The sequence below is a fragment of the Parvibaculum sp. genome (genome assembly GCF_030694575.1).
Lineage (GTDB): Bacteria > Pseudomonadota > Alphaproteobacteria > Parvibaculales > Parvibaculaceae > Parvibaculum.
The window spans coordinates 23,034-46,249 of record NZ_JAUYUS010000045.1; the positions used below are offsets into that span (position 1 = coordinate 23,034).

At 64.2% G+C, this 23,216-nt stretch carries 14 protein-coding genes; 1 reads left to right on the top strand and 13 read right to left on the bottom strand.

What is annotated here, in order from left to right; translation table 11 throughout:
• Positions 1 to 7: 7 nt before the first annotated feature.
• Positions 8 to 2,500 carry an RND family transporter gene (locus Q8S60_RS06900; protein ID WP_305277444.1) on the bottom strand — a complete coding sequence of 831 codons (2,493 nt, stop codon included), beginning with the start codon at positions 2,498 to 2,500 and terminating at the stop codon, positions 8 to 10.
• A 491-nt stretch (positions 2,501 to 2,991) separates the two neighbouring features.
• Between Q8S60_RS06900 and Q8S60_RS06905 the strand changes: the two genes are divergently transcribed.
• The gene (locus Q8S60_RS06905; RefSeq protein WP_305277443.1) at positions 2,992 to 4,992 is read left to right on the top strand and encodes an acetoacetate--CoA ligase; all 2,001 of its coding nucleotides are present in this window, start codon (positions 2,992 to 2,994) and stop codon (positions 4,990 to 4,992) included.
• 617 nt (positions 4,993 to 5,609) lie between these two features.
• Here Q8S60_RS06905 and Q8S60_RS06910 read toward each other — a convergent pair.
• From Q8S60_RS06910 to ptcA, 12 genes are all read right to left on the bottom strand, one after another.
• On the bottom strand, positions 5,610 to 6,374 hold the full coding sequence (locus Q8S60_RS06910) for a hypothetical protein (protein WP_305277442.1): 765 nt from the start codon (positions 6,372 to 6,374) through the stop codon (positions 5,610 to 5,612).
• Positions 6,375 to 6,378: 4 nt separating this feature from the next.
• Complete coding sequence (locus Q8S60_RS06915) at positions 6,379 to 8,622, bottom strand: hydantoinase B/oxoprolinase family protein (RefSeq protein ID WP_305277441.1); 2,244 nt, start codon at positions 8,620 to 8,622, stop codon at positions 6,379 to 6,381.
• Between the two features lie 344 nt (positions 8,623 to 8,966).
• The gene (locus tag Q8S60_RS06920) at positions 8,967 to 11,099 is read right to left on the bottom strand and encodes a hydantoinase/oxoprolinase family protein (RefSeq protein WP_305277440.1); all 2,133 of its coding nucleotides are present in this window, start codon (positions 11,097 to 11,099) and stop codon (positions 8,967 to 8,969) included.
• A gap of 20 nt (positions 11,100 to 11,119) precedes the next feature.
• Positions 11,120 to 11,521, bottom strand: coding sequence for an acetone carboxylase subunit gamma (locus Q8S60_RS06925; protein ID WP_305277439.1), 402 nt, complete (start codon positions 11,519 to 11,521; stop codon positions 11,120 to 11,122).
• An 11-nt stretch (positions 11,522 to 11,532) separates the two neighbouring features.
• On the bottom strand, positions 11,533 to 13,416 hold the full coding sequence (locus tag Q8S60_RS06930) for a hydantoinase/oxoprolinase family protein (RefSeq protein WP_305277438.1): 1,884 nt from the start codon (positions 13,414 to 13,416) through the stop codon (positions 11,533 to 11,535).
• A 117-nt stretch (positions 13,417 to 13,533) separates the two neighbouring features.
• Entirely contained in the window at positions 13,534 to 16,287 is a 2,754-nt protein-coding gene (locus Q8S60_RS06935) for a LuxR C-terminal-related transcriptional regulator (RefSeq protein WP_305277437.1), read from the bottom strand.
• 92 nt (positions 16,288 to 16,379) lie between these two features.
• On the bottom strand, positions 16,380 to 17,399 hold the full coding sequence (locus Q8S60_RS06940) for an NADP-dependent oxidoreductase (RefSeq protein WP_305668451.1): 1,020 nt from the start codon (positions 17,397 to 17,399) through the stop codon (positions 16,380 to 16,382).
• Positions 17,400 to 17,591: 192 nt separating this feature from the next.
• Positions 17,592 to 18,434, bottom strand: coding sequence for an energy transducer TonB (locus Q8S60_RS06945; RefSeq protein ID WP_305277435.1), 843 nt, complete (start codon positions 18,432 to 18,434; stop codon positions 17,592 to 17,594).
• A gap of 157 nt (positions 18,435 to 18,591) precedes the next feature.
• The gene (gene arcC / locus Q8S60_RS06950; protein WP_305277434.1) at positions 18,592 to 19,494 is read right to left on the bottom strand and encodes a carbamate kinase; all 903 of its coding nucleotides are present in this window, start codon (positions 19,492 to 19,494) and stop codon (positions 18,592 to 18,594) included.
• A gap of 4 nt (positions 19,495 to 19,498) precedes the next feature.
• Positions 19,499 to 20,608, bottom strand: coding sequence for an agmatine deiminase (gene aguA, locus Q8S60_RS06955; protein WP_305668452.1), 1,110 nt, complete (start codon positions 20,606 to 20,608; stop codon positions 19,499 to 19,501).
• 22 nt (positions 20,609 to 20,630) lie between these two features.
• Complete coding sequence (locus Q8S60_RS06960) at positions 20,631 to 22,025, bottom strand: APC family permease (RefSeq protein ID WP_305277432.1); 1,395 nt, start codon at positions 22,023 to 22,025, stop codon at positions 20,631 to 20,633.
• 64 nt (positions 22,026 to 22,089) lie between these two features.
• Positions 22,090 to 23,100: a putrescine carbamoyltransferase gene (gene ptcA, locus Q8S60_RS06965; protein ID WP_305277431.1), complete on the bottom strand. Its 1,011-nt coding sequence runs from the start codon at positions 23,098 to 23,100 to the stop codon at positions 22,090 to 22,092.
• Positions 23,101 to 23,216 lie beyond the last annotated feature (116 nt).

Consider the following 23,216-nt stretch of genomic DNA (forward strand, 5'->3'; position numbering starts at 1 on the left):
CGCCGGCTTATGGCCGGAGCGGGACCACCTCAACCACTTCGTTTGTCGGGTGCTTCACCATCTCCGCAGCCTTTGCGCGGAGATTTTCGTCAGAGTTTTCGGATGCGAGGGCTTCGAGGTCGACGCCCTCGCTCACAAGCAGTTCCGTGGATTCGATAAAGCGCGGCCGGATCAACCAGACGAGCAGCGGCACAACGATGAGCGCAATGACCATGTTGATAAGCATGACCATGACGAGCAGCAGGCCCATGTCGGCGAGGAACTTGAGCGCCGACAGGAAGTACCAGGGCAGGATGCCGATGAGTACGATGGTGGCCGTGAAGAAGATGGCTTTGCCCGTCGTCGTGACTGCCGTGAGAATGGCGAGCGCCATGTCCTTCCGCATCTGGTATTCCTCGTAGATGCGGCTCAGAAGATAAATTCCGTAGTCGATGCCCACGCCGACGCCAATGGCGGCGATCGGCAATGTGTTGACGTCGAGGCCGATGCCCATTTCCGTCATGACCGCTGCGAGAAAGAGGTTCGACAGGTTGACGGGGATGAGCAGGAGAATACCGGCGACCACCGAGCGATAGGCGATGCTGCAGGTCACCAGAATGACGGCGTTCAACAGGCCGAGGATGATCCACTGATAGCTGTCGACCGTGTCGTTGATCGATTGCTGGAGGGCGATCGTGCCGCTGCCGAGCCTGATGCGGAAATCGTCGTATTCGGTGCCGATGATCTCGAGCGCCGCCCGCGCCTGGCGCAGGGCCCCGTCGACCGTGTCCTGCTTGTTGTCCTTGTACCAGAGGGACACGGTGCCATTGCGCTGCTCGAAATCCGTCACATGGAGAAAGGCCTTCGGCCCGGTGCCGACCATCAGGGCGCCGGCTGCGGCGCTGACGGCGGCATCGTCGTGGTCGAGAGGCGCCCATTTCGGATTGCCGCCGCTGAAGAGACGATTTGCCTCTGGCAGATAGTCGGCAAACGACAGCGACGCTTCCGGCGGGTTCGGCTGGCTCTCGAGCAGATGCTGAAGGCGCTGCATGGTGAGCGCGGTTTCCGCCTTGCGGACGACGCGTTCCATGTCGTCGGGCGATTTCGACTCGAAGATGATTTCCAGCGTGTTCAGGCCCGGAAAGTGGCTGTTGATATTGGAGACAGCCACATTGAACTCGGAGTCCTCCCACAGGAGATTGCTTCCCTCGACGGGGTTGCCGATCTTCAGGTCCGACAATTTTCCGATGCTGAAGACAGTGAGCGCGACGAGGGCCGCAGCCGTGATCCAGGCCCGGGGACCGAAGGACAAATGCGCGATGAGGCGCAGCAGCAGCTTGATGCCGCCATGCTTCGCCTCTCCCTTGTTGGCGCCGACGAGACGACCCACATTCTTCGGTTCGGGCAGAAGCATGATGAGCAGCGGCGTCAACAGCACGTTGGTCGGCACCAGCATCATCGCCCAGAAGCCGCAGAAGAGCGCGAAACGCTCCATCGCCGGGATGGGCGCGACGCCGATCAACAGGAGGCCGATTGCGTCCGTAGTGATGCCGAGGACGCCCGGCACCATCATGACGCTCAGCGAGATTTCGGCGGCGCGGCGACGGTTCTTCACATGGTGGAGAACCTCGTAGAAGCGCTCGATGAACTGCACGCAATGGCTGAACGAGCGCGCCACGAGCAGTAGCGGAACGACCATGATGAGCGGTTCGATGGGCTGATTGAGCCAGCCGACAAAGCCAAATCCCCAGACGGCAGCGACAAGGCTTGTCGTCAGCGGCGCAACGACACCGACGACGTTGCGCATATAGAAAATCAACGCGCCCAGCAATGCGAGACCCGTAACGGCGAAGATGCCGAGCATCTGCCATTCGTAGAAATAGACCCAACCTGTGAGGATCGGCTGCCCGGCGATGTAGACATCGTGCTTGTCGTCGCGGGCGTCCTTCACGAGCTTGTCGAGGTGCTCGAACGTCACGCCGTAGTCGAGCAGGCGCTCAATGAAGGTCGCGGTGATGAGGGTCGCCGTTTCGTCCTCGGAGACCATGAACGTGCGAACGTTCGGCGCCTTCAGCAGGCGGCTGCGGAACTCCGCGATTTCAGCCGCCGTCCGCGGCGGGTGATCTCCCATCACGGGGCGGGAGTCGATACCGTTCGGCGTCGCCTCGGAATAACGCGCCTTCTCGGTGGCGACGGAGAGTATCTGGTCGTGATCGACGGCGGGCGTGAGATCGACATCGCGCGTCAGATCCCAGACCTTCTGCAACGTCTCGGCGTTGTAGATGTCGCCGTCTTTCCGCTTCACCATGATCGTGACGGTGAGCGGGTTGCCGAAGTTGGGATGGTCCTTGTAGGTCTGGACGAACGGATGGTTGCTTGGCAGCAGGTCGCTGAAGATCGTCCGCAGTTCGACGTTGCGGAGCTGAACCGCGAAGAATCCCGTGATCGCAATCAAGACAAGAAGCGACAGCCAGCGATGAGCCATCGTGGCCCGGGCTATTCGCGCACTCAACCGTTCCACTCGCTACTCCCCCTCAAAGGCTTTCGACACGATGGCGGGCGCCGCAAACGCGCGGGCCGCAATCAATCCGTGTCGGGATAACTTCACCCTTCGCACCCTCACCCCTCCGGCCTTGTTCATCGGTTCGCAACCCCGATTCCGACCGTTTCAACAATGGTGGGTGACGCGGTCAGATCGCGCCCCGCCCTAAAGGATGGCGGCGCGGGAGCAGCGCAAAGAAGCTTGTAATTCAACGCATTATCCGGACACGTCCCCCGAGTTTGCTGCGCCGCATCACAACGCTGCGCACCTTCTCTCGCGTGCCCGGCTTCTCCACCCGATGTGGACTTTGAGCGATGACCGCAAGAGGCGGAACTACACGAACGGGGTGCGGCGCCTTCTCTTTCGAGCCGGCGGCGCGGGTGCGGGCCGCCCAATGGGGTGGGGTTGGCGGAGCTGCCGCTCACTAGGATTCGCGCAATAAAATGCAGCGCCGCGCAGGGGAGAGAAGCATGGCCAATATGGGGGACCTGCTGTGGTCGCCATCCGACAAGATGGTTGCCGATGCCAATGTCACCGCCTTCATCGCGTGGCTCAACGAGCGCGGACACAAGTTCGGCAGCTATGACGAGTTGCGGCAATGGTCCGTCGACGACATAGCGGGCTTCTGGGAGGCGGTGTGGCGGTATTTCGACGTCAGCTCCTCGACGCCTTACGAGTGTGTGTTGCGGGACGAAAAAATGCCCGGCGCGGAATGGTTTCCGGGCGCGCGGGTGAATTACATCCGGACGCTTCTGTCCAAGGGGAGCGGCGACAAGACCGCGATCTATGCGGCAGGCGAGGAAGGCGCGGCGCGGAAGATCGGCTGGAACGAGTTGAAGGCGCAGGTCTTCAAGGTGGCGACGGCGTTGCGCGAGCTCGGCATCGGACCCGGCGACCGCGTGGTTTCCTACATGCCGAACGTGCCGGAAGCGGCGATTGCGTTCTTCGCGACGGCGAGCATCGGGGCGGTGTGGTCGAGCTGTTCGCCGGACTTCGGGGCGGCGAGCGTGATCGACCGCTTCAGCCAGATCGCGCCGAAACTCCTTTTCGCTACAGACAGTTACCGCTATGGCGGCAAGAATTTCGACCGGCGGGCGGAGGTCCGCGCGATGGTCGACGCCCTGCCCTCGCTGCAGCATGTCGTGCATGTGACGGGTGCGGATCCGGACTATGGCAGCACGCCCGTAACGCCCGACGCCATTGCCTGGGGGAAGCTGGCTTCGCGGCCGGCGGTGAGCGAGGCGAAGTTCGTTTTCGAGGATACGCGCTTCGATCATCCCTTGTGGATCGTCTATTCGTCGGGGACGACGGGACTGCCGAAACCGTTCGTACACGGACATGGCGGCGTGCTGCTGGAAGCCCTGAAATTCACGCATTTTCACCTGAATCTGAAGCCCTCCTCCTGCATGTTCTACTTCACGACGACGGGCTGGGTGATGTGGAATATCCTTCTTTCCGGGCTTGTCGCGGGGTCGGCGGTGGTTCTTTACGACGGCAACCCGATGACGCCGAAGCCGGACAGGTTGTGGGAACTGGCGGCGGAGACGGGCATGACGCTCTTCGGCGCAAGCCCGACTTTTCTCAATGGACAGATGAAGTCAGGGATCGTCCCCAACAAGCTTTACGACCTCGAGCGGATGAAGAGCATTCTCCTCGGCGGCTCGCCGGTGATGCCGGAGCACATGGAATGGTGCTTCGAAAACCTGCACCCGGACATGTGGGTGACGTCGCAGAGCGGCGGTACGGATGTCGCTTCCGCCTTTGTCGGCGGGGTGCCGACGCTGCCGGTTCATGCCGGCGAAATCCAGGCGCGGTGCCTCGGCGTCGACGTCCATGCCTTTGACGATGAGGGGAAATCCGTGATCGACGAGGTCGGCGAGCTGGTGGTCAGCAAGCCGATGCCGTCGATGCCGCTGTTCTTCTGGAACGACGAGGGCGGGCATCGTTATCACGACTCCTATTTCGATACGTATACGGATCATTGGCGGCATGGCGACTACTTCAAGGTCAATGAAAGGGGCGGCTGCTTCATTCTCGGGCGTTCGGATTCGACGTTGAACCGCTATGGTGTGAGGATCGGCACAGCGGAGATTTACCGGACAATTGAAGGACTTGAGGAGATCGAGGACTCGATCATCGTCAATCTCGACCTGCCCGGGGGTAACTTTTTCATGCCGCTTTTCGTGGTGCTGAAAAAGGGTGTCGCGCTGGACGACAAGGTGAAGGAGAAAATCAACAAAGCGCTGCGGGAGAAGTACTCTCCGCGCCATGTGCCCGATCGGATTTATGAAATCGATGCGGTGCCCTATACGCTGACGGGCAAGAAAATGGAGGTGCCGGTGCGCAAGATCCTGCTCGGCGTGCCGGTGGACAAGGCGGCGAGCCGCGACGCCATGGCAAACCCTTCCGCCATCGACTATTTTCGCGATTTCGCGGCGACGCAGACGGAGTATTCGACGGCCGCGGACTGACGACTGTCATCATATTGTCATCGAACTGTCACAAGGCATTTTCAGGGTTGTCCGGCGGCTGCCGATGGCCGCTTATCCCCGCCCTGTCTTGCGTCGCTTATCCCCGTTTTTGACCGGAGATGACCCGCGGACAAGTTCCTGTTTCGACGCGCGGTGCATCTGCCTGATGCCCGGCGGCGTAAAAATTCTGCTCTTTTGTTATCCCCGGTGAAAAAAGGCTGCCTCGCATGACACGAGGCAGCCGAAGTGTGACGGGCGCGCGGAGGGTGCGCTCCCGCGGAGGTCGTCTTTGCGTGGTTATTGTTCCGTATACGGCGGAGATGCGGAATTACCCGGATGGGGTGTGAGGGGGACGCAGATGGAGCGAGGGCTGTGCCTTGCTGCTTACCCCTCCTCGAAAAATTCTGCGCATTTTTCGACCCCCGGGTCGAGCCCCGGGGGCAGGCTCCTCCCGCAGGGGGAGGGTGGGAAGAGTTTTTGCCGACGCCGCTTCGCGGCTTCTGGATTGCCGGATCAAGTCCGGCAATAACGAGTAAAGTGAAATAAAAATGGCTGCCTCATGTTTTCATGAGGCAGCCGAGTGATCCGGGAGGAGGAGGGATCGCTCCCGAGGATCTTCAGGCAGCCCGATCGCCCAATTGCTTGAGCCTCGCGAGCGCGGTCTCTGGAACCGTGTCCGCCGGCACTTCCATGAATAGCGGATTGTCGCCCGAGGGGAGGCCCGGCGCCCCCTCCGAAAAGACGGCTGGCAGAATTAAACCGGAACGGGCATCGCCCTGCCCCTCACCTTCGCGGTAGACGAGATCGAAGCCCGGCGCGGCGCCCCCCTGCCCCTTCAGGATGAGGATGGAGGGCACCTCGTAGTGGCGCGCGACATTGGTGAGGGGTTCGAAGAAGTCGAGGGCGCGGGCGTCCGTCTCCGTGAAGCGGAAGACGGAGAGACCGTCGCGGAAGAGCGCGCGGAGGAGATCGGCGAGCGAGAGGGCGAGATCGTCCAGCGTATCCTCGCCGATGTCGTCCGGCGCCAGGAAGAGCGCGGCGAGCGCACCGGGACCGGGGAGCGCGAGGGCGACGGGACGCGAACCCAGCGCACCGACCGAGGTTTCAATGCCGCGCTTCACATGGGCGCGGAAGCGCGGGTCGGCGAGCAGGCCCTCGATGGCGTCCGCATCCAGCGAGGCGCGGTCGATGCCTTCGAGGGTGCACCAGGCGAGGATCGCCTGCGTCACGTCCACATCGCTGATGGCGAGCGAGAGAAGCTGCGACAGCTCGCGGAGGAAGAGGCCGAGTTCGTCGGGCGCGGTCCAGGGATCGTCGCCGCCGCGCAGGACGCGGCGGCCGAAGGCATAGCCGTCGATCCAGAGCGGCGGCAGGCCGGCCACCTTCTCAGGCCTTCTTGCGGAGCGCGGCGACTTCCGCTTCGAGCTTGTCGATCTTCACCTGCAGCGGATGGGCCATGACGACGGGCGGGTTCACTTGGGCGGCCGGGTGGAGCTTGTCCGGCGAACCGGCATGGACCATCGTCTTGTCGTCCCAGCAGCCGAAATAGGGAACCTTGCCGGTCGGCTTGTCCTTGACCCAACCTTCACAGAACGCGTCGAAGGGCTCGCTCTTCGCGATGCGCTCGCGGCGCGCCGCGTTGCGGGCTTCTTCCGTGGCCTTCTCGTCGATGTGGAGCGTCTCCTTGTCGTAGACGAGGCGGTAGATGCGCCAGGCGACGTCGTGGGAGATCAGGCCTTCGTCGATGTCGCGGATCACATCGGCCGGCAGGCGCTCCAGCGGATCGCCGAAGCCGCCGCCCGTCCCCTGCGCGATCATGTAAAGCTCGCCGCGCTGCGCCAGCGTGTAGCCGAGCGTCATGGGGTGGGTCGAATATTTCGCATCCGGGAAGGGACGCTCGTTCATCAGCTCCTCGATCGAGTAGCGGAAGGAGCCGGGATCGTTCTTCAGCACCTCGAAGACGTTGACGCCGCTGACGCGGGCGAGCGGATAGGTCGGGCAGCCATAACCGCCGAAGAGGCCCGGCACGTTGGGGAACTTGGCACCCATCGCCGTCAGCATGAAACCGAAGGCGTCGCTGTCGCGCATGGCGAGGATCATCTGATAGCCCATGCCGCCGCGCTGCTTACCGAAGCCCTGATTGTCCTTCATCATCTTCTTGGAGACAATCTGGATGAAGGGCATTTCCTCCTCGATGAATTCCTGCTCGCCGAGATCGGACATGGTGGCGAAGATCGGTGCGCAGCCATGCTCGCCGTCGCGGTCCGCGAGCGCGCCGCCGCCCATGCCGTTGATGTCGGCGCAGACATTGCCGACCATTTCGCCGTGCTGCGTCAGCCCGCCGAAGAGGAAGGTGTTGATCATGTTGAACCAGGGCGCGAGCACCTTGGTGTATTTGTTCGGATTGGAATAGAGGAGCTTCATGGCGCAGACCTGGCCCGCGCTCCATGCCGTGAAGACCGACATCATGGATTGCGCGCTCGGCGTGCCGAAGCCGGGCTTCAGGATCGACGGATTGTCGAAGATGAAATTGACGGGCGCGAGCACGCCCTGATTGCGCGGAATGTCCGGCCAGATGAAGGTGAGGAAGAGCTGCGCGAGCATGCCCTTCACGGTCACGTCGAGGCTGTTGTTGGCGCGGTTGGTGAATTCGGGGCTCGAGCCGCGATAATCGAAGGTCAGCTCGTCGCCCTTCTTCGTCATTTCGAGATTGATCTTGATCTGCACGTTTTCGCGCAGCGTGCCGTCGGTCCACCATGAATGGCGCGTGGTGCCGTCCGGCCATTCGAGAAGGCGGCGGCGGACTTCGGCGTCGGTGTCCTCCAGGTTCATGCGGAGCGCAGCGACGACGGCCTCGACGCCATATTCGGCGATCGCCTCGTGGATGCGCGTTTCGATGCGGCGGCAGACATACATCTTCACCTTCATGTCCGCGTATTGGAGCTTCGGTTCGCGGACGGAATTCTGAAGGAAGGTGACGAGATCGCGCTTCAGCTTGTAGTTCTCGGCGACCTTGAAGGGGGACATTTTCAGCCCCTCGTCCCAGATCTGCTCGGCGAGCGAGGGCATGCCGCCCGGCTCGATGGCGCCGTTCTCGCCTTCATGCACGGTGGCGCCGGCCCAGGCGACGATCTTGCCGTCGTGGAAGACGGGCATCATCATGGACTGGTCGGTGTTGTGGGCCTGACCGTAGCGGGCGTCGTTGACGATGAAGACGTCGCCTTCGTTGACGCCAACTGTGGCTTCCTTCGTCCAGTACTTGTTGATGAACTTGATCGGGTACTGCACGAGGTTGCAGAAGATGACGACGCCGCCGGAGCTGGCGAGCGTGAGGTCTCCCGATGCCGTGTAGACGGCGGAGACGCAGTCGCCCCATTTGGCGCCCGGTGCGGCGCCCATGTTTTCCAGCATCTCGTAGCTCTCGTTGACGCCGGCGAGGAGACGCTCGCGGACGATTTCGAGGCGGACGGGATCCGATTCCCTGGCGATGCAGGCGTCCTCGAATTCCGTGCGGGCTTCGAGGCCGTGATTGTTCATGATTTCGCTGTCGGGCGAGAGATAGAGGCTTGTCTCGCTCAGGAAGTTTTCGACGGCGGATGAGGCCGCGCCGATGTCCATGTCGTCACCCATTTCGGTTCCTCCCGAGCGTTTTCATTGTTTGCGGCATATGGCTTGCCGGTGCGAAGACCCCACACTCCCCCTGCAGGAAGAGGGATATGCCGGATGTGCGAGCGTCATTGCGAGGAGCGCGGGACGCGCGACGACGCAATCCAGGAGTGGCAAATGCCGAGCCTGCCGCTTCTGGATTGCTTCGCTTCGCTCGCAATGACGGGATTGGGTGTGAGCAGTGTTCTCTACCCGCGTTCACCGGCGCAATGCCCATGGGCCCCGGCTTTCGCCGGGGTGACACTTCTATTTTTGGCCACTCTCTTGCTTCTAGCCGCTCATTGCTTCGCGCTGCCGCCGGCATTTTGTTACACCTTCACGAAGAGGGCGGCGCCGTAGCGGCCGATGCGGAGGCGCCAGCCGGGCTCGACGAGGTAGGTTGTCGAGGGCGAGATGACGACGGCGGGGGCTTCGATGACGGCGCCGAAAGAGAGGTCGGCGAGGTCGTAGAAGCCGGTGGCGAGCGGCGCGGCGTGGCCGACGAAGTGGCAGTCGCGCGTGGAGGACGGCACGGGCGCGGCGGCGAGGTCCGCTTCCTCCGGCAGGACGCCCTTGAACTTCAAGGTCGACATGCTGGAATAGGTCGCGACGCGGATCGTGTTGACGCGGATGCCGGCTTCCGGCGCCTGGCTGCCTTCGCCGTAGCGGCGGCCGTAATCCTTGGAGAAGGTGGAGAGCACTTCCATCAAATCGTCGGCCGACTCGAGCCGGTTCTTCGCAGCGACGACGGCTGTCTGCGCGAGCTGGTTGCCATAGCGCATGTCGAGTTCGAGGCGGTGACGGATCGCATCGGCGGGGACGCCCTGACGGAGCAGGTCTTCGCGGCCCTTCGCTTCCAGCTCCTCGACCAGCGCGTTGAAGCGCGGGAAATCGTCGAAGAGCGCGCGGGTATTCGAGTCGTAGAGCGAGAGATAGAGCGAACGCTCGTGGAAATGGAGCTGGTCCATGTTGCCGGCGCCGATGGCCGAGAAGATGGCGCTGAAGGGCGGGACCATGACGCGGGTGACGCCGAGGACATTGGCGATGCCGCAGGCATGAAGCGCGCCGTTGCCGCCATAGGCAAGCAAGGTGAAATGGCGGGGCTCGTAGCCGCGCACGCGCAGTTCCTGCGCGATGCCGTTCGCCATGTCGTTGTCGACCTTTTCGCGGATGAGCTTCGCTGCCTCGACGGCATCGACGCTCATGGGCTCGCCGACTTCCTTTTCGAGCGCGCGGAGGGCGCGGCGTTCGTTCAAGGGGATCGAACCGCCGGCATAACGGTCGGCAAGGAGATAGCCGAGGACGAGATCGGAATCCGTGACGGTCGGGTTGCGGCCGCCGCGATTGTAGCAGGCGGGGCCGGGATCGGAGCCGGCGCTTTCCGGGCCGACGACGACAGTGCGGCGGAGACGGTCGTAACGCGCGACGGAGCCGCCGCCGGCGCCGAGCGTGACGAGGTGGACCATCGGGATGTTGACGAGCCAGCGGCCGATGACGGGATTGAAGTCGTAGAACTTCACCCCGCCCTTCACGACGAGGCCGATGTCGAAGGAGGTGCCGCCCATGTCGGTGCAGACGACGTTGCCGAGGTCGGTTTCGGCGGCGAGATGCTCCGAGGCATTGATGCCGGCGACGGGGCCGGAATGGATCGTCTGCAGGGCGTCCGTCGAATTCAACTGCGCCATGCCGCCGGAATTGTGGATGACGAGCATGGGCTTGCGGTAGCCATTGTCGCGGAGGTTCAACTCCAGCGTCGAGAGGCCGTGATACATCGCGTTGTGCAGGAAGGCGTCGATGATGGCCGACGAGGTGCGCGCATACTCGCCCTTACGGCCACCGACCTGGTGCGAGAGGATGATGGGCGCGGAGCCGAGGAGATGTTCGGGGAATTCGTCGCGGATGATTTCCTCGATCAGCAATTCATGTTCCGGCTGCACGACGGCGTTGACGAGCGAGACGACGAAGGCCTGCACGCCGTTATCCACCAGTTCGCGGACGCGGGCACGCACATCCTCATCATCGACCGGCATCAGGATTTCGCCGGTTTCGGCGACGCGCTCGCGGATGCCGACGATCATCTGCACGGGAACGAGTGGTTCCGGGCGCTGCGCCATGGGCAGGTCGCGGCGGAGACGGTCCGGCAGGCCCTCGCCATAGCCGCGGCCGCGGCTCAGGGGCACCATCGCCTCGAAGCCCGCCGTGACGAGGAGGCCGACGCGGGGGCCGCGCCGCTCGATCAGGGCGTTGGTGCCGAGCGTCGTCGCATAACGCACGCTATCGACTTCGCGCATGACTTCTTCCAGCGAGAGGCCGAGCTGCTCATAGGCGATCTTCAGCGAGGCGTTGAAGCCGAGGGCGAGGTTCTGATGCGTGGTGAGCGCCTTCGCCTCGACATAGGCGTCGTCCCAGACGAGCGAGCAATCCGTGAATGTTCCGCCGATGTCGACCGATACGCGACGCATGGTGCGATCCTTGTTCCTGTTCAGTGCGAATGCGAGTGCGGGGGCGCGACGAAATCGGGCCCGAGGGCGGGCGCGGCGAGCGGCTCGCGCTTCGCCCATTGCGCTTTCAGCGCGTCGATATCGAGTTCGATGTCGTGGGCCGGCGGATGGCCCGGCGGCAGGTATTCGACTTCGGCGAGGCGGCCGCAGGAGGGGCAGCAATATTCGAGGATGCGGCACCAGTCGCCATCGGGCGCGAAGGTGATTTCGTAGCGTTCGGGATCGAGGATGGGCGCGTGGATTTCTTCCGGCGCGCGGTCGCGGACCAGGAGGCCCTTCTTGTAGTTATCGCGGGCGGGGCCGAGATCGTGGCCGCAGGCGGCGCATTCCCAGCGTTCCTTGCCGAGATCGATCGTGAGCGCGGCGGTGATGAAGACTTTCATTGTTCTGTTCCTCAGCGCTTCAGGAAAAGATCGCCATTGCCGCTGACGACGAAGCGCCAGCCCTGCCTGACATGCGTGGTGAAGAAGGCTTCCTCGACGAGGCAGGGGCCGTCATGCCAATCGCCGGGGGAAAGTTCCTCGAGGCGGAAGAGCGGCAGGTCGGATGTGCCCTTGCGGATGCCGGAGGGTGTCGCCTTTCGCGTCTCGCCGCTTCCGGTGCCGCCGAGCGCGATCTTGTCGATCGGTTTGGTGACGCGAAGTTCGAGCCAGGTTTCGATATTGGCGCGGTCGAGCTGGCCGTTCAGTTTGGCGCGGGTGTAGCCGCTGCCATTCTTCGTCAGCACGGCGTAGTCGAGGCGGCATTCGGCGAGGTCGAAGCCTTCGGCGAGCATGCCGCGGCGGGCCTGTTCGGCGAGATCGGCCTTGGCACGGGCGAGCGCGCCGTCGCTGTCGCGCGCAAGTTCGGCCATGTAGCTGTGTTCGATGTCGGAGAAGGCGATGCCGTAGGCGGAGAAGACGGCGGCGAATTTCGGGATGAGGACCGTCTTCAGGCCGGCCATTTCGGCGACGCCGCAGGCGGACATGGGGCCCGCGCCGCCAAAGGCGAGGAGCGTGGCGCCGGGGTTTTCGCCCGCCCAGGATTTCAGCGTGGCGGCGATCTTGCCGTGATAGGCGGCGGCCATGGCTTCGGCGGCTTCGGCGAGCGGGAGGCCGAGCGGGTCGCCGACATGGGTCATGATGGCGCGGGCGGCGCGTTCGCGGTCGAGCACCATGCGGCCGCCGAAATAGGAATGGGGATCGAGGATGCCCAGCGCGAGGAAGGCGTCGGTCATGGTGGCGCTGGTGCCGCCGCGCGCGAAGCAGGCGGGGCCGGGCGCGGAGCCGACGCTTTCGGGGCCGACGAGAATCTCGCCGCCTTCGGCGCGGATGATGGAGCCGCCGCCCGCGCCGATGCTTTCGACGGCGGAGAGCGGAATGGAGACGGGCGCGCCTTCGATATGGCCGGCATCGGCGACGGCGACGGTGGCGTTGTCGAAGACGGCGATGTCGGTGGTCGTGCCGCCGATGTCGATGGAGACGGCGGCGGGGACACCGTAATGCTTCAGGAGGACCGCGCCGCCGACGACGCCGCCTTGCGGGCCGGAGGAATAGGTCTTGATGGCGACCGTCTTCGCGACGCGGGTGGAATTGCCGTCGTTGCGGAAGATGAGGAGCGGCTTCCTCGCGCGGTGCTCGCGGAGCTTGTTCTCGGCGTTGTAGAGGAAGGTTTCCATCGCGGGATGGAGGAAGGCGTTGACGACGCTCGTCCAGACGCGCTGCTCGACCGTGCCGATGCGGGTGAGCTCCGTGGAGAAGAGGAGCGGCACGGCACCGAGAAGGTGGCGCGGGAAGGCGCGGTAGAGCGCGCGCTTGGCGGCCTTCTCGCGCGTGGCGGCCTCGGCGCCGGCGAAGGCGACGACGATGCGGCTTGCACCGGACGAGACGAGCTTCGAGACGGCCATGACGAGTTCGGAGGTGGCGGAGGACGCGGCGGCGGGCGAGACGACGCGGACGCGGTCGCCGACGAAGGCTTCGAAGAGAGCGGGCGCGGCATTCATCGCGCCGGAGAGAAGCGCATCGTCATCCGTCAGCAGGCCGACGCGGGGGCCCTTGCGCTGCACGATGGCATTGGTGCCCTGCGTGGTGGAATAGCGGATGTAGTCGATGGCGCCGACGAGTTTCGGCAGGTCGACCTCGCCGTTGATTTTTTCGGAGAGGGCTTCGAGACATTTGACGAAGCATTCCGTCAGGTCGTGCGGCGTGGTGATCGTCTTGGCGTGGATCGTGGAGACGCCGTCCGTGGCACAGACATCCGTCAGCGTGCCGCCATTGTCGATGCTTACAAGAAGCCCCACCGCTCGTTCCTCCCCACTCGTCTTTTCGGCAAACAGCGTTGCCATTTATGAGTGTGAAAGTAGCGGCGCCGGATAGTCCTCGCCCCACCCGAAAGGATGGAATTTCGAGAACGAAAATCAGTCGATGAGACCGAAGTGGCGGGCGACGGAAACGGCCTGCATGCGGTTGCCGATCTGCAGCTTCTCGAAGATGTTGCGGAGGTGCCATTTCACCGTGTTGGTGGAAAGCGAGAGACGATCCGCGAGGGCCTTGTTGGAGAAGCCGTTGGAGACGAGGCGCAGGATTTCGCGTTCGCGGTCGGTGAGTTCCTCGAGGAGATGCGGCGAGGGACTGTCGTCGCCGAAATCTTCCTCCGGCATCAGCGCCGGCGCGAACTCGCCCGCCTCGCTGAGCAGGAGATCGAGATAGGCGGAGACCTGATCCTTCTGCGGCAGGTCGGGAAATTTCGGCAAGGCCGCGCGCGCTTCTTGCAGCAGGCGCACGGCTTGCGGGCCTTCGTCGAGAACAAGACGGACGAACTGGCCCTGCGCGCCGATCTGCAAGGCCTCGATGAGCGCGCGGCGGGCGGAATTCGTCTGGCCCTCGACGTTGAGCGAGATCGCCAGCAGGAGATTGAGTTTCATGAAGCGGCGAAGGCGGCGCTGCGAGCGCGCCTTGCGGGCGGCGGGCTGGAGCAGCGCGCGCGCATCCGCGTGACGGCCGGCGAGAATGAGAAGGCGGGCCTCGGTGATCGTCTGCGCTTCGGTTTCGCCCGCGTGATAGACGAGGTCTTCCTCGCCCTCCACATCGATCTGACCGAGACCCGCAAAGCGCGTGCGCGCCTTGTCGAGATCGCCCGCGAGCGTCGCCTGCCGCACGAGTTCGGCTTTCGAATAGATGACGAGGCGGCGGAGATTGTAGCGGTGGCCGATATACATCATGCGGTCGAGCACTTCTTCCGCCTCGCGCTCCTCGCCGCGCAGGATGGCGATGCGAGCCATGGTGAGGAAGGCATGCGCCAGCGGCTCGACGATGGCCTGCTGTTCGAGCAGGAGGAGATGATCGTGGAGAAGCGTTTCGGCCTCGGCGATGGCGTTTTTCTCGTAGAGCGTCTCGGCGAGGCAGGCGGCGATGACGGAACCGGCGGTGACGCTGGCGGTGGCGCCTTCCTCGTTGTGGATTTGCGCCTGCTTCAGGCTTTTCAGCGCTTCCTCGTTGCGGCCCTGGGTCGAGAGGACGTTGGCGTAGATCCATTCGCAGTATGAGAGGCCGAAGAGGTTGTGCACCTTGTCATGCAGGGCGCGGGCATGGGCGAGAGCTTCGCGCGCCTCCTCGAACCTGCTGTTGAGATAAAGCCAGTAGGCCCGGGCATTGAGCGCAACCGCGTATTCGAGCCCCTTGTTGTCGGCAAGCTGTTCCAGTGCCTGCTGCGCGGTACGGCCGATTTCCACGACCTGGTCCTGCGCGGCGGTGGGGAAGATGCGCGTGTAGTGGTGTACGCCCCATTCCTCCGGCGACGCATTCCCTTCTTCGAGCGCGGCGCGACGGAGAGCGACGATGCGGTTCGCCTTGGCGAATTCGCGGCGAAACCCGTAAGCGACGATGGCGGCGTTGAGGATGTCTTCGTATTTCTGGATCACGCCCGGCGAGAGGCGGTCGGCATAGCGGACGATGAGATCGAGACGCTCCTCGGTGACGAGGCGCTCGATGATGGCGTTGAGCATGCTGGCAGCGGCTTCCTGATCCGTCGCCTCAATGTAGTGAAGGATCGCCTCTTCGGAGAAGCCGTGCGAGGCGTACCAGTCGGCGATCTTGCGGTGGCGCGCGAGCACTTCCGCTTCCGACATTTCGCGGCGAAGGCGCGTGAGCAATACCTGCCGGAAGACGGTGTGGAAGCGGAACCAGCGATGGTCCATATCGACGGGGGTGAGGAAAAGACCCAGATGCTCGATCTCGCCGAGCGCGGCTTCGCCGCCGGGGCCACCGGAGATGGCTTCGAGAAGTTCGGGGCAGATGCGTTCCGGCATGCAGGCTTCGAGAAGGGTGCGCTGTATCTGGCCGGACAGGTTTTCAAAGACGTCGGTGGCGAGGAAGTCGATCAGGTCGGGGGTGACGCCGGACACAGGAAGGGGCCGCGCCCTGCCCGTGCGACCGCGCATGGACAGGCGGATACACTGAAGCGCGGCGGGCCAGCCATCCGTCGCCACCTGATACTTGTCCAGTTCCTCGTCCGAAATGTCGCGAAACTCGCGGAAGAATTCCGTGGTTTCGTTGGCGCGGAAACGCAGGCCCTCGACGTTCACGACGACGGCCTGCTCGCGCAACTGGAGGCGCGGCAGATTGATCGCCGGGATGACGCGCGTGCCGATGCAGAGCTGCGCCGTTTTCGGCATGATGCGGACGAGCTGCGAAATCACGGCTTCCATGCCGGGATGCGCGGCCTGCTCGAAATTGTCGACGACGATGACGATGCCGGACTGGACGGCACGGACGACGCGGAGAAAATCCTGAATGGAGGCTGACGAGCTTTCCGGAAGGGCAATCGCCGGATCGCTCTCGCCGAGCGCGCCGGCGACGGCCTCGCAGAGAAGGCGGAGAAAACGCGAGGGATCGGAGTAATGCGATTCCAGATGCAGCCAGGCGACGGGGCTGCCCTGGCTTTCGCGCCAGGCGCAATATTGACGGAGCAGCGTCGTCTTGCCGAAACCCGCGGGCGCCTGCACGACGATGAGCCGGACGCCGGTATGGTTTTTCAGACGGTCGAGCTGATGCTTGCGCAGCACGAGATTGTTCGACGCCGGATTGCGCCCAAGCCTGTGCGCGAAGGAACGCGGCACGCGTTCTTCCCCTGCCCCGGCTTGCGCCGGCTTCGGTTCCAATGCCCCGGCCATCGGCACCTTCCTCCTCCAAGGACGGCGGAAGCCTCGCGGTTTCCGCACACCCGCTTCAATGCGGGCTTATTGCCGTCTTCTTCCTTTCAGGCTCAGGCGCGCTCCTTCCCGATGCGCACCATGAGCTTGCCGTTGTTGCCTCCCGTATAGAGAAGGCTGAGTGCATCCCGCGCATTCTCCAGACCGTCGACGATGTGCAGACGGTATTTGAGCTTGCCCGAACGCATCCACTCAATGAGCTTCGCGTGGTATTCGGCGAAATGTTCCGCGTAATCGAGAATGACGAAACCCTGAATGGTCAGCCGTTTCATGATGACATTGCGGAACATGTAAGGTCCGGGCACCGGCTCCGAGGAATTGTAGGTGGAGATGAGGCCGCAGATGACGACGCGGCCGCCCTCGTTCATCAGGGTGAGACCGGCATCGAGCTGTTCGCCGCCGACATTCTCGAAATGGACGTCGATGCCGTTCGGCGCTTCGCGCTTCAGCGCGTCGAGGACGTTTTCCTTACGGTAATCGATGGCGGCGTCGAAGCCGAGCTCGCCGGTCAGCCAGTTGCACTTTTCCAGCGAGCCTGCGATGCCGATGACGCGGCAGCCATGCAGCTTCGCGATCTGGCCGACAAGCGCGCCGACGGCACCGGCCGCCGCCGTGACGACGACGGTGTCGCCCGGTTTCGGCTTGCCGATTTCGAGGAGGCCGACATAGGCGGTGGGGCCGGCGACGGCGAGAATGCCGAAAGCATCCGCAAGGGGCACGCCTTCAGGCTTCGGGAAAGGTGCGTAGCCGACGCCGTCGGTCACGAAATAATCGGACCATGTGCCGAGGCCGGTGACGAGGGAGCCTTGCGGGAAAGCGGGATTGCGGCTTTCGGCGACCTCGCCCAGCACGAAGCCGAGCATGCGCGAGCCGGTGGGCAGCGGGTCCATATAGGTGTCCCAGTCGCTCATCCAGACGCGGTTGGTGGCGTCGAGCGAGATGTAGAGCGTGCGGACGAGGATTTCTCCGTCCCGCAGCGCCGGGAGCGGATCTTCGCGCAGGACGAGCGTGTCCGCTTCGATGACGTCCTTCGGGCGCTTGTTGAAATACCAGTGATGAGCCGTTGCCGACACCTGAGCCTCCCCCCGCTTTTGACCCAGTTGTGTAGAATTTCCTCCACGAAACCAGGCACTTATCGTTTTCAGCACGCTATCCTCCCCAGATGGCGCCTTGTTGCGAGGATGCTGGGGCAGTTTTCCGCCACCATACCCACCCGAAAGGGTGGGCATGAGAGAATGGCACATTTCAGGAAGCCCGGAGAGGGGCTAAGGCATGTTCGGGGCGATCTTCAGGGTGAGGCGGAGGTCGGCCGTTTCGACCGTCACGCCGGGCGGGAAAGGCGCGAAGGGCTGACTGCGCTGGATGGCCTCGGCGGCGGCACGGTCGAGCGCGGGGACGCCGGTGGAGGAGACCAGAACGGCGCGCCGGACCGCGCCGGAACGGTGGACGACGAGATCGAAAACCACGATGCCGCTCCGGCCCCCCGCCTCGGGCGGGTAAGTCACATTGGCGACGATGCGCTTGCCCATCGCGTTCAGATAGGCGTCGCCACCCCCGCCGCCGCGCGTCGCCTGCTGGGCTTCCGCCGATGTTTCCGGGTTGCCGGCGCGCATGTCGTAACCGGGCTCGATGGTGCGGGCCCAGCCGGGGATGTCTGCCGCGGCGGGCTTTTCTTCCTGCGGCTCGACGGTGCGTTCATCCGGCTGCGGCTCGGGGTCCATCGCCTCGGGCGCGGCCGGTTTTTCCTCCACGGGATCGCCCGGCGGCGCGTCGCTGTCGCCGCCGGAGCGCGTGAAGGCTCTCTGCCCGGCCGGCTGCTCGGGTTCGGGCTCCGGTTCCGGCTGGGGTTCAGGCTCCGGTTCGGGCTTCGTTTCGGGCTGGGGTTGGGCTCGCGGCTCGGGCACGAGATCGACCGAAATCGCTTCGGGCTCCTGAAAAGGAGGCGCCTCGACCGGCGGGCGGATGATGAAGGGGAGCAGCAGCATGAGATTGAGGAACAGTGCGATGGCAAGCGCGATCGCGAATTCGCTCCATGCTTTCGGACGGGGCGGCGGCGGCGGCGCGACATGGAAGGTCGGCCGGGGCGGTGCCTCCGGGCTTGTGCTCACTATGCCAACAACCATCTTCGAGCCCGGGTCTACGCCTTTTCTGTCCGCCGCGTCGCCTATCTACCACGAACATGGGGGCGAATTCCGGCGAGCATAACCCGGCTTGCCCGGCGATGACACGGAGGGCGGCGGCGATTCAGGACAGCTTACGGGGAATTCACGGTTCGATGCGGGTGCCTGCCCTGCCCGCCATAACCTCCGCGGCCTCGGCGAGGCTGCCGATAAAGGCGGGGCGGCCGGTCGCCTCGACGAAGCCGCGGACGGCTTCGACCTTGGGGCGCATGGAGCCGGAAGCGAAGGCGGCGGGATCGAGGTCGCGGGCGGCCACGGACTTGAGGAGGCGCTGGGCGGGCTTGCCCCAATCGGCATAGAGGCCGTCGACGTCGGTGAGGATCAGAAGGCAATCGGCGGCGAGTTCAACGGCGAGCAGGCGGGCGGCAAGGTCCTTGTCGATGACGGCCTCGATGCCTTCGGGTGCGCCGCCGGGACCGGGACGCACCGGGATGCCGCCGCCGCCGGCGCAGATGACGAGGCAACCGCTTTCGATCAGTATACGGATGGATGCGAGTTCGACGATACGCATGGGCGCGGGCGAGGCGACGACGCGGCGCCATGCCTTGCCATCCGGCGCGACGGACCAGCCACGCTCCGAGGCGAGCGCCCGTGCCGTCTCTTCGTCGTAGACCGGGCCGATGGGTTTCGACGGCGCGGCGAAAGCCGGGTCGCCGGCATCGACCATGGTTTGCGTGAGGAGCGTCACGATCTCCCTTTCCGGCAGAAGGCGGCGCATCGCCTCCTCGATCACGAAGCCGATCATGCCCTGCGATTCCGCGCCCAGCACGTCGAGCGGATAGGGCGGCGCGTCCTTGTAGGCATCGGCCTCGAGCGCGAGGAGGCCGACCTGCGGACCGTTGCCATGGACGAGGATCATTTCATGCTCGCGGGCAATGGCGGCGAGCGATGCGGCGGCTTCGGCCATGTTGCGGCGCTGGTTGGCGATGCCCAGCGTTTCGCCGCGCTTCAGGAGAGCGTTTCCGCCGATGGCGACGAGGACCCGCATCCGCTCAGCTCCTCATGCCGCGCGGTGCGGGCTGTTGCTGGGTGATGCAATGGATGTTGCCGCCGCCGAGCAGGATTTCGCGGGCGGGCACGGGCATAACCGTGCGGCCGGGAAAGAGCGCGGCGATCTTGTCGATGGCCTCGCCGTCATGCGGGTCGCCGAAGACGGGCACGGCGAGGACGCCGTTGGCGATGTAGAAATTGACATAGGACGCGGCGAGACGCGCACCGGCAAGGCGGGGCTGCGTGCCCTCCACCGCATCGACGCCGCCGCTTTCCTCTTCCGTGATGTAGAGGGGACCCGGCTGGTGGAGCTTGTGAATTTCGAAGCGGCGGCCGCGCGCGTCGGTGGCGGCGGAGAGACGCTCGAAGGCATCGCGAGAGATGTCGTATTGCGGGTCGGCCTTGTCGTCGGTCCATGTGAGGGCGACGACGCCGGGGCGCACGAAGCAGCAGAGATTGTCGATGTGGCCGCTGGTTTCGTCGTTGACGACGCCGAGGCCGAGCCAGACGATTTTCTCAAGGTTCAGATATTCGGCAAGCGTTACTTCGATCCCGGCACGGGAGAGGCCGGGGTTGCGGTTGGGATTGAGAAGGCATTCTTCCGTCGTCAGGAGCGTGCCTTCGCCATCGACATGGATGGAGCCGCCTTCGAGGACGATGGGTGCGCGGTAGCGGTCCACGCGCTCGATTTCGGCGACCTTGGACGCGACGAGATCGTCCTGGTCCCAGGGGAAATAGAGGCCGCCGCCGAGACCGCCCCAGGCATTGAATATCCAGTCGACGGTGCGGACCCCGCCCGCGCCGTCGACCACGAAGGTGGGGCCGCAGTCGCGCATCCATGAATCGTCGTTCGAGATTTCGACGACGCGGATATGCGGCGGCAGCATCGCGCGCGCATTGGCGAACTGGCGCGGCGAGGCGCCGACCGTCACCGGCTCGCCGCGCGAAATCGCTTCCGCGACGGCGACGAAGGCGTGCTGGGCGGGCTTCGCACCCAGCCGCCAGTTGTCCGGGCGCTCCGGCCAGAGCATCCATGTGCCGGCATGGGGCTCGAACTCGGCCGGCATGCGGAAGCCGTCCGCCTTCGGCGTCGTGTCAAGCAATCGAACCATTCGTCTTTCTCCTCCGGCGCCGTCAGCCTGCCGGCGCGGCGACGCGCTTTGCCCGCATGATCATCAACTCGCCGATAACGACCGTTATCGCGACGCCGATGACGATGGAGACGGCATATGTCATGTCGAACTCCTCCGGAGTGTAGATGAAGAAGACAATGGCCTGAACGATGAACGCCATGCAGAGCAGAGCGAACACGAAGGCCCCGCCCTTGCCGCCCGGCACCCGGTAGGGGCGCGGCCGGTCCGCATCGATGCGGCGGAGCTGGAGGAAGGCCAGGAACATGATGAGATAAGGGAGCAGGAAGACGATGGAGGAGAAAGCGAAGAGCGTCCAGAAGAGGTCTTCCGCGTCGGCGGCGAGGAGGCCGTAGACGACGATCACCACCGAGGTCACCACGCCCGTCACGATGGCGGCGTTGGAAGGCGTTTTGTGCTCGGGGTGGAGGCGCGCGAACATCGCCGGCAGGTTGCCGTCGAGTGCCGCTTCGGCCGCCGAGCGGTTGGCGCCCATGGTCCAGGTCACCATGTTGGCGAGGAAGGTGTAGAGCGCCATGATGCCGAGTACGACGACGAACACGCCGCCGCCTTCACCGAGCAATACGCGCAAGGTGTCGACGATGCCGCTGACGAGGTTGATTTCGTCGAGCGGGAGAGCGATCAGGATGCCAATGGTGGCGAAGAGATAGAAGGCGGCGATGAGGATGCCGGAAACGGCGATCGTCACCGGCACGTCGCGGGCCGGATTTTTCATCTCGGCGCTGGCGCCGGACATCAGTTCGAAGCCCATGAAGTTGTAGACGATGACCGGCAGGAAGGCGAGCGAGGCTCCCCAGCTCGGCGCCATGCTGGAGAATGTCAGCTCGTTGGCGACGCCATGATTGGCCGCATAGACAAAGCCGCCGATGCCGATGACCAGCATGATCGCGACCTTGAACACGGCGCCGACATTGGGCACCCATTTGCCGACGTCGAGGCGGACGATGTTGATCCAGACGGTGAGCCAAGTGAGCGCGACGGCAATGGCGATCTGCGTCCAGAGGCCGAGGTCCGGCATGAAGAGGGCGGCGAAGATACCGGCGAAGAGGATGAAGACCGAGGGCTGCCAGAGCGCCACGTTGATCCACCAGAGCCAGGCGGTGCGGCCGCCCCAGCGCGGCCCGAAGGCGCGGCGCACCCAGGCATAGATGCCGCCCTGATCGGGATAGGTGCTGCCAAGTTCGGCGGTGATGAGGCCGTAGGGCACGAAGAAGAAGATCATGGTGAATATCCACCAGAAGACGGCTTGCGGGCCGATGGCCGCGGAGGCCGCCAACTGGTCGATGACGAGGATGGCGCAGACCGTGAACAGCGTCAGGTCGAGGCCGCGCATGACCTTCTTGTAGCCACGCGGATTGGCGGCGGATCGATCGGTCATTTGTTTTCTCCCGATAAGGTTGAACCTGTTACGCGTGGCACACGCCGCTTCGCTCACGGCAAGATCAGAAAAAGTCCGTCAGAAAATCCTCGACCAGTCCCTCGTGGCGCGCGAGCAGCGCTTCGGAGGGGCGCTTCAGGCGGGGGTAGACGAACCAGACCAGCAGCGCCTTCTCGGTGTGCAGCCTGTTTTCGGATTGATCGAGAATGATGGATTGAGGGCCGTCCATGACTTCGTCCGTCGCCTCGACGCCGCGCGAGGCGGGAAGGCAATGCATGAAGCGCGCGGTGGCCGGCGCTTTCGCCATCAGCGCCGCGTTGACCTGGAATTTCGGCATGAAAGCGGCGCTGCGCTCCGGTATCTCGCTTTCCTGACCAACCCACCACCAGAGATCGGTGTAGATGAAATCGGCTTCGGCGACGGCGGCGGCGGGGTCTTCGGTGAAGGAGATCGTCGCGCCCGACTCCGCGCAAGCCTCGCGCACCATGGCGCGGTGCGCTTCGGAGACCTGATACTTCGCGGGCGCCGCCTGCGTGAAGGAAAACCCCATGCGGGCACAGATGAACATGAGCGAGACGCAGACATTTGTCGCATCGCCGACGAAGACGAGCTTGAGGTCCTCGAGTTTCTTCCCCTTCGGCGCATGCTCCGTCATGGTGAAGACGTCGCAGAGGACCTGCGTCGGATGGTTGAAGTCGGTGAGACCGTTGATGACCGGGACGGTCGCGTATTTCGCGAGGTCGAGGACCGTCTGGTGCTTCAGCGTGCGCGCCTCGATGACGTCGACCATGCGGGAGACGACGCGGGCAGTGTCCCCGATCGACTCACGAGCGCCGAGATGAATTTCGCCGGGGCGGAGATAGAGCGCGTGGCCGCCGAGCTTGGTCATGGCGACCTCGAAGGAGACGCGGGTGCGGGTGGACGGCTCCTCGAAGATCATCCCCAGGGACGCACCGTTCAGAAGCCTCGGACAGGCCCCGTCCTTGTCGGCCCGCTTGAGCAAGGCCGTCAGCTCCATCATGCGGAGCAACTCCTCCTTCGAGAAATCGAGGATATGAACAAAATGACGCAACATCCGGCGGGTCCCCTCTTTACGGAAATGCAGGTGCAGCCGAGTATGTGCGGAGAGCCGATACCGGGAATTGATCTGCCGCAATTATCGAGGTGAAAATCCGCGGAATCCGCCGATTT

Bases quoted from the DNA above. Each gene is read 5' to 3' on its own strand.
- Q8S60_RS06960 (WP_305277432.1), bottom strand. From the start codon at position 22,025: ATGACCGATCGATCCGCCGCCAATCCGCGTGGCTACAAGAAGGTCATG.
- Q8S60_RS06915 (WP_305277441.1), bottom strand. From the start codon at position 8,622: ATGGGTGACGACATGGACATCGGCGCGGCCTCATCCGCCGTCGAAAAC.
- Q8S60_RS06920 (WP_305277440.1), bottom strand. From the start codon at position 11,099: ATGCGTCGCGTATCGGTCGACATCGGCGGAACATTCACGGATTGCTCG.
- Q8S60_RS06925 (WP_305277439.1), bottom strand. From the start codon at position 11,521: ATGAAAGTCTTCATCACCGCCGCGCTCACGATCGATCTCGGCAAGGAA.
- Q8S60_RS06905 (WP_305277443.1), top strand. From the start codon at position 2,992: ATGGCCAATATGGGGGACCTGCTGTGGTCGCCATCCGACAAGATGGTT.
- ptcA (WP_305277431.1), bottom strand. From the start codon at position 23,100: ATGTTGCGTCATTTTGTTCATATCCTCGATTTCTCGAAGGAGGAGTTG.
- arcC (WP_305277434.1), bottom strand. From the start codon at position 19,494: ATGCGGGTCCTCGTCGCCATCGGCGGAAACGCTCTCCTGAAGCGCGGC.
- aguA (WP_305668452.1), bottom strand. From the start codon at position 20,608: ATGGTTCGATTGCTTGACACGACGCCGAAGGCGGACGGCTTCCGCATG.
- Q8S60_RS06935 (WP_305277437.1), bottom strand. From the start codon at position 16,287: ATGGCCGGGGCATTGGAACCGAAGCCGGCGCAAGCCGGGGCAGGGGAA.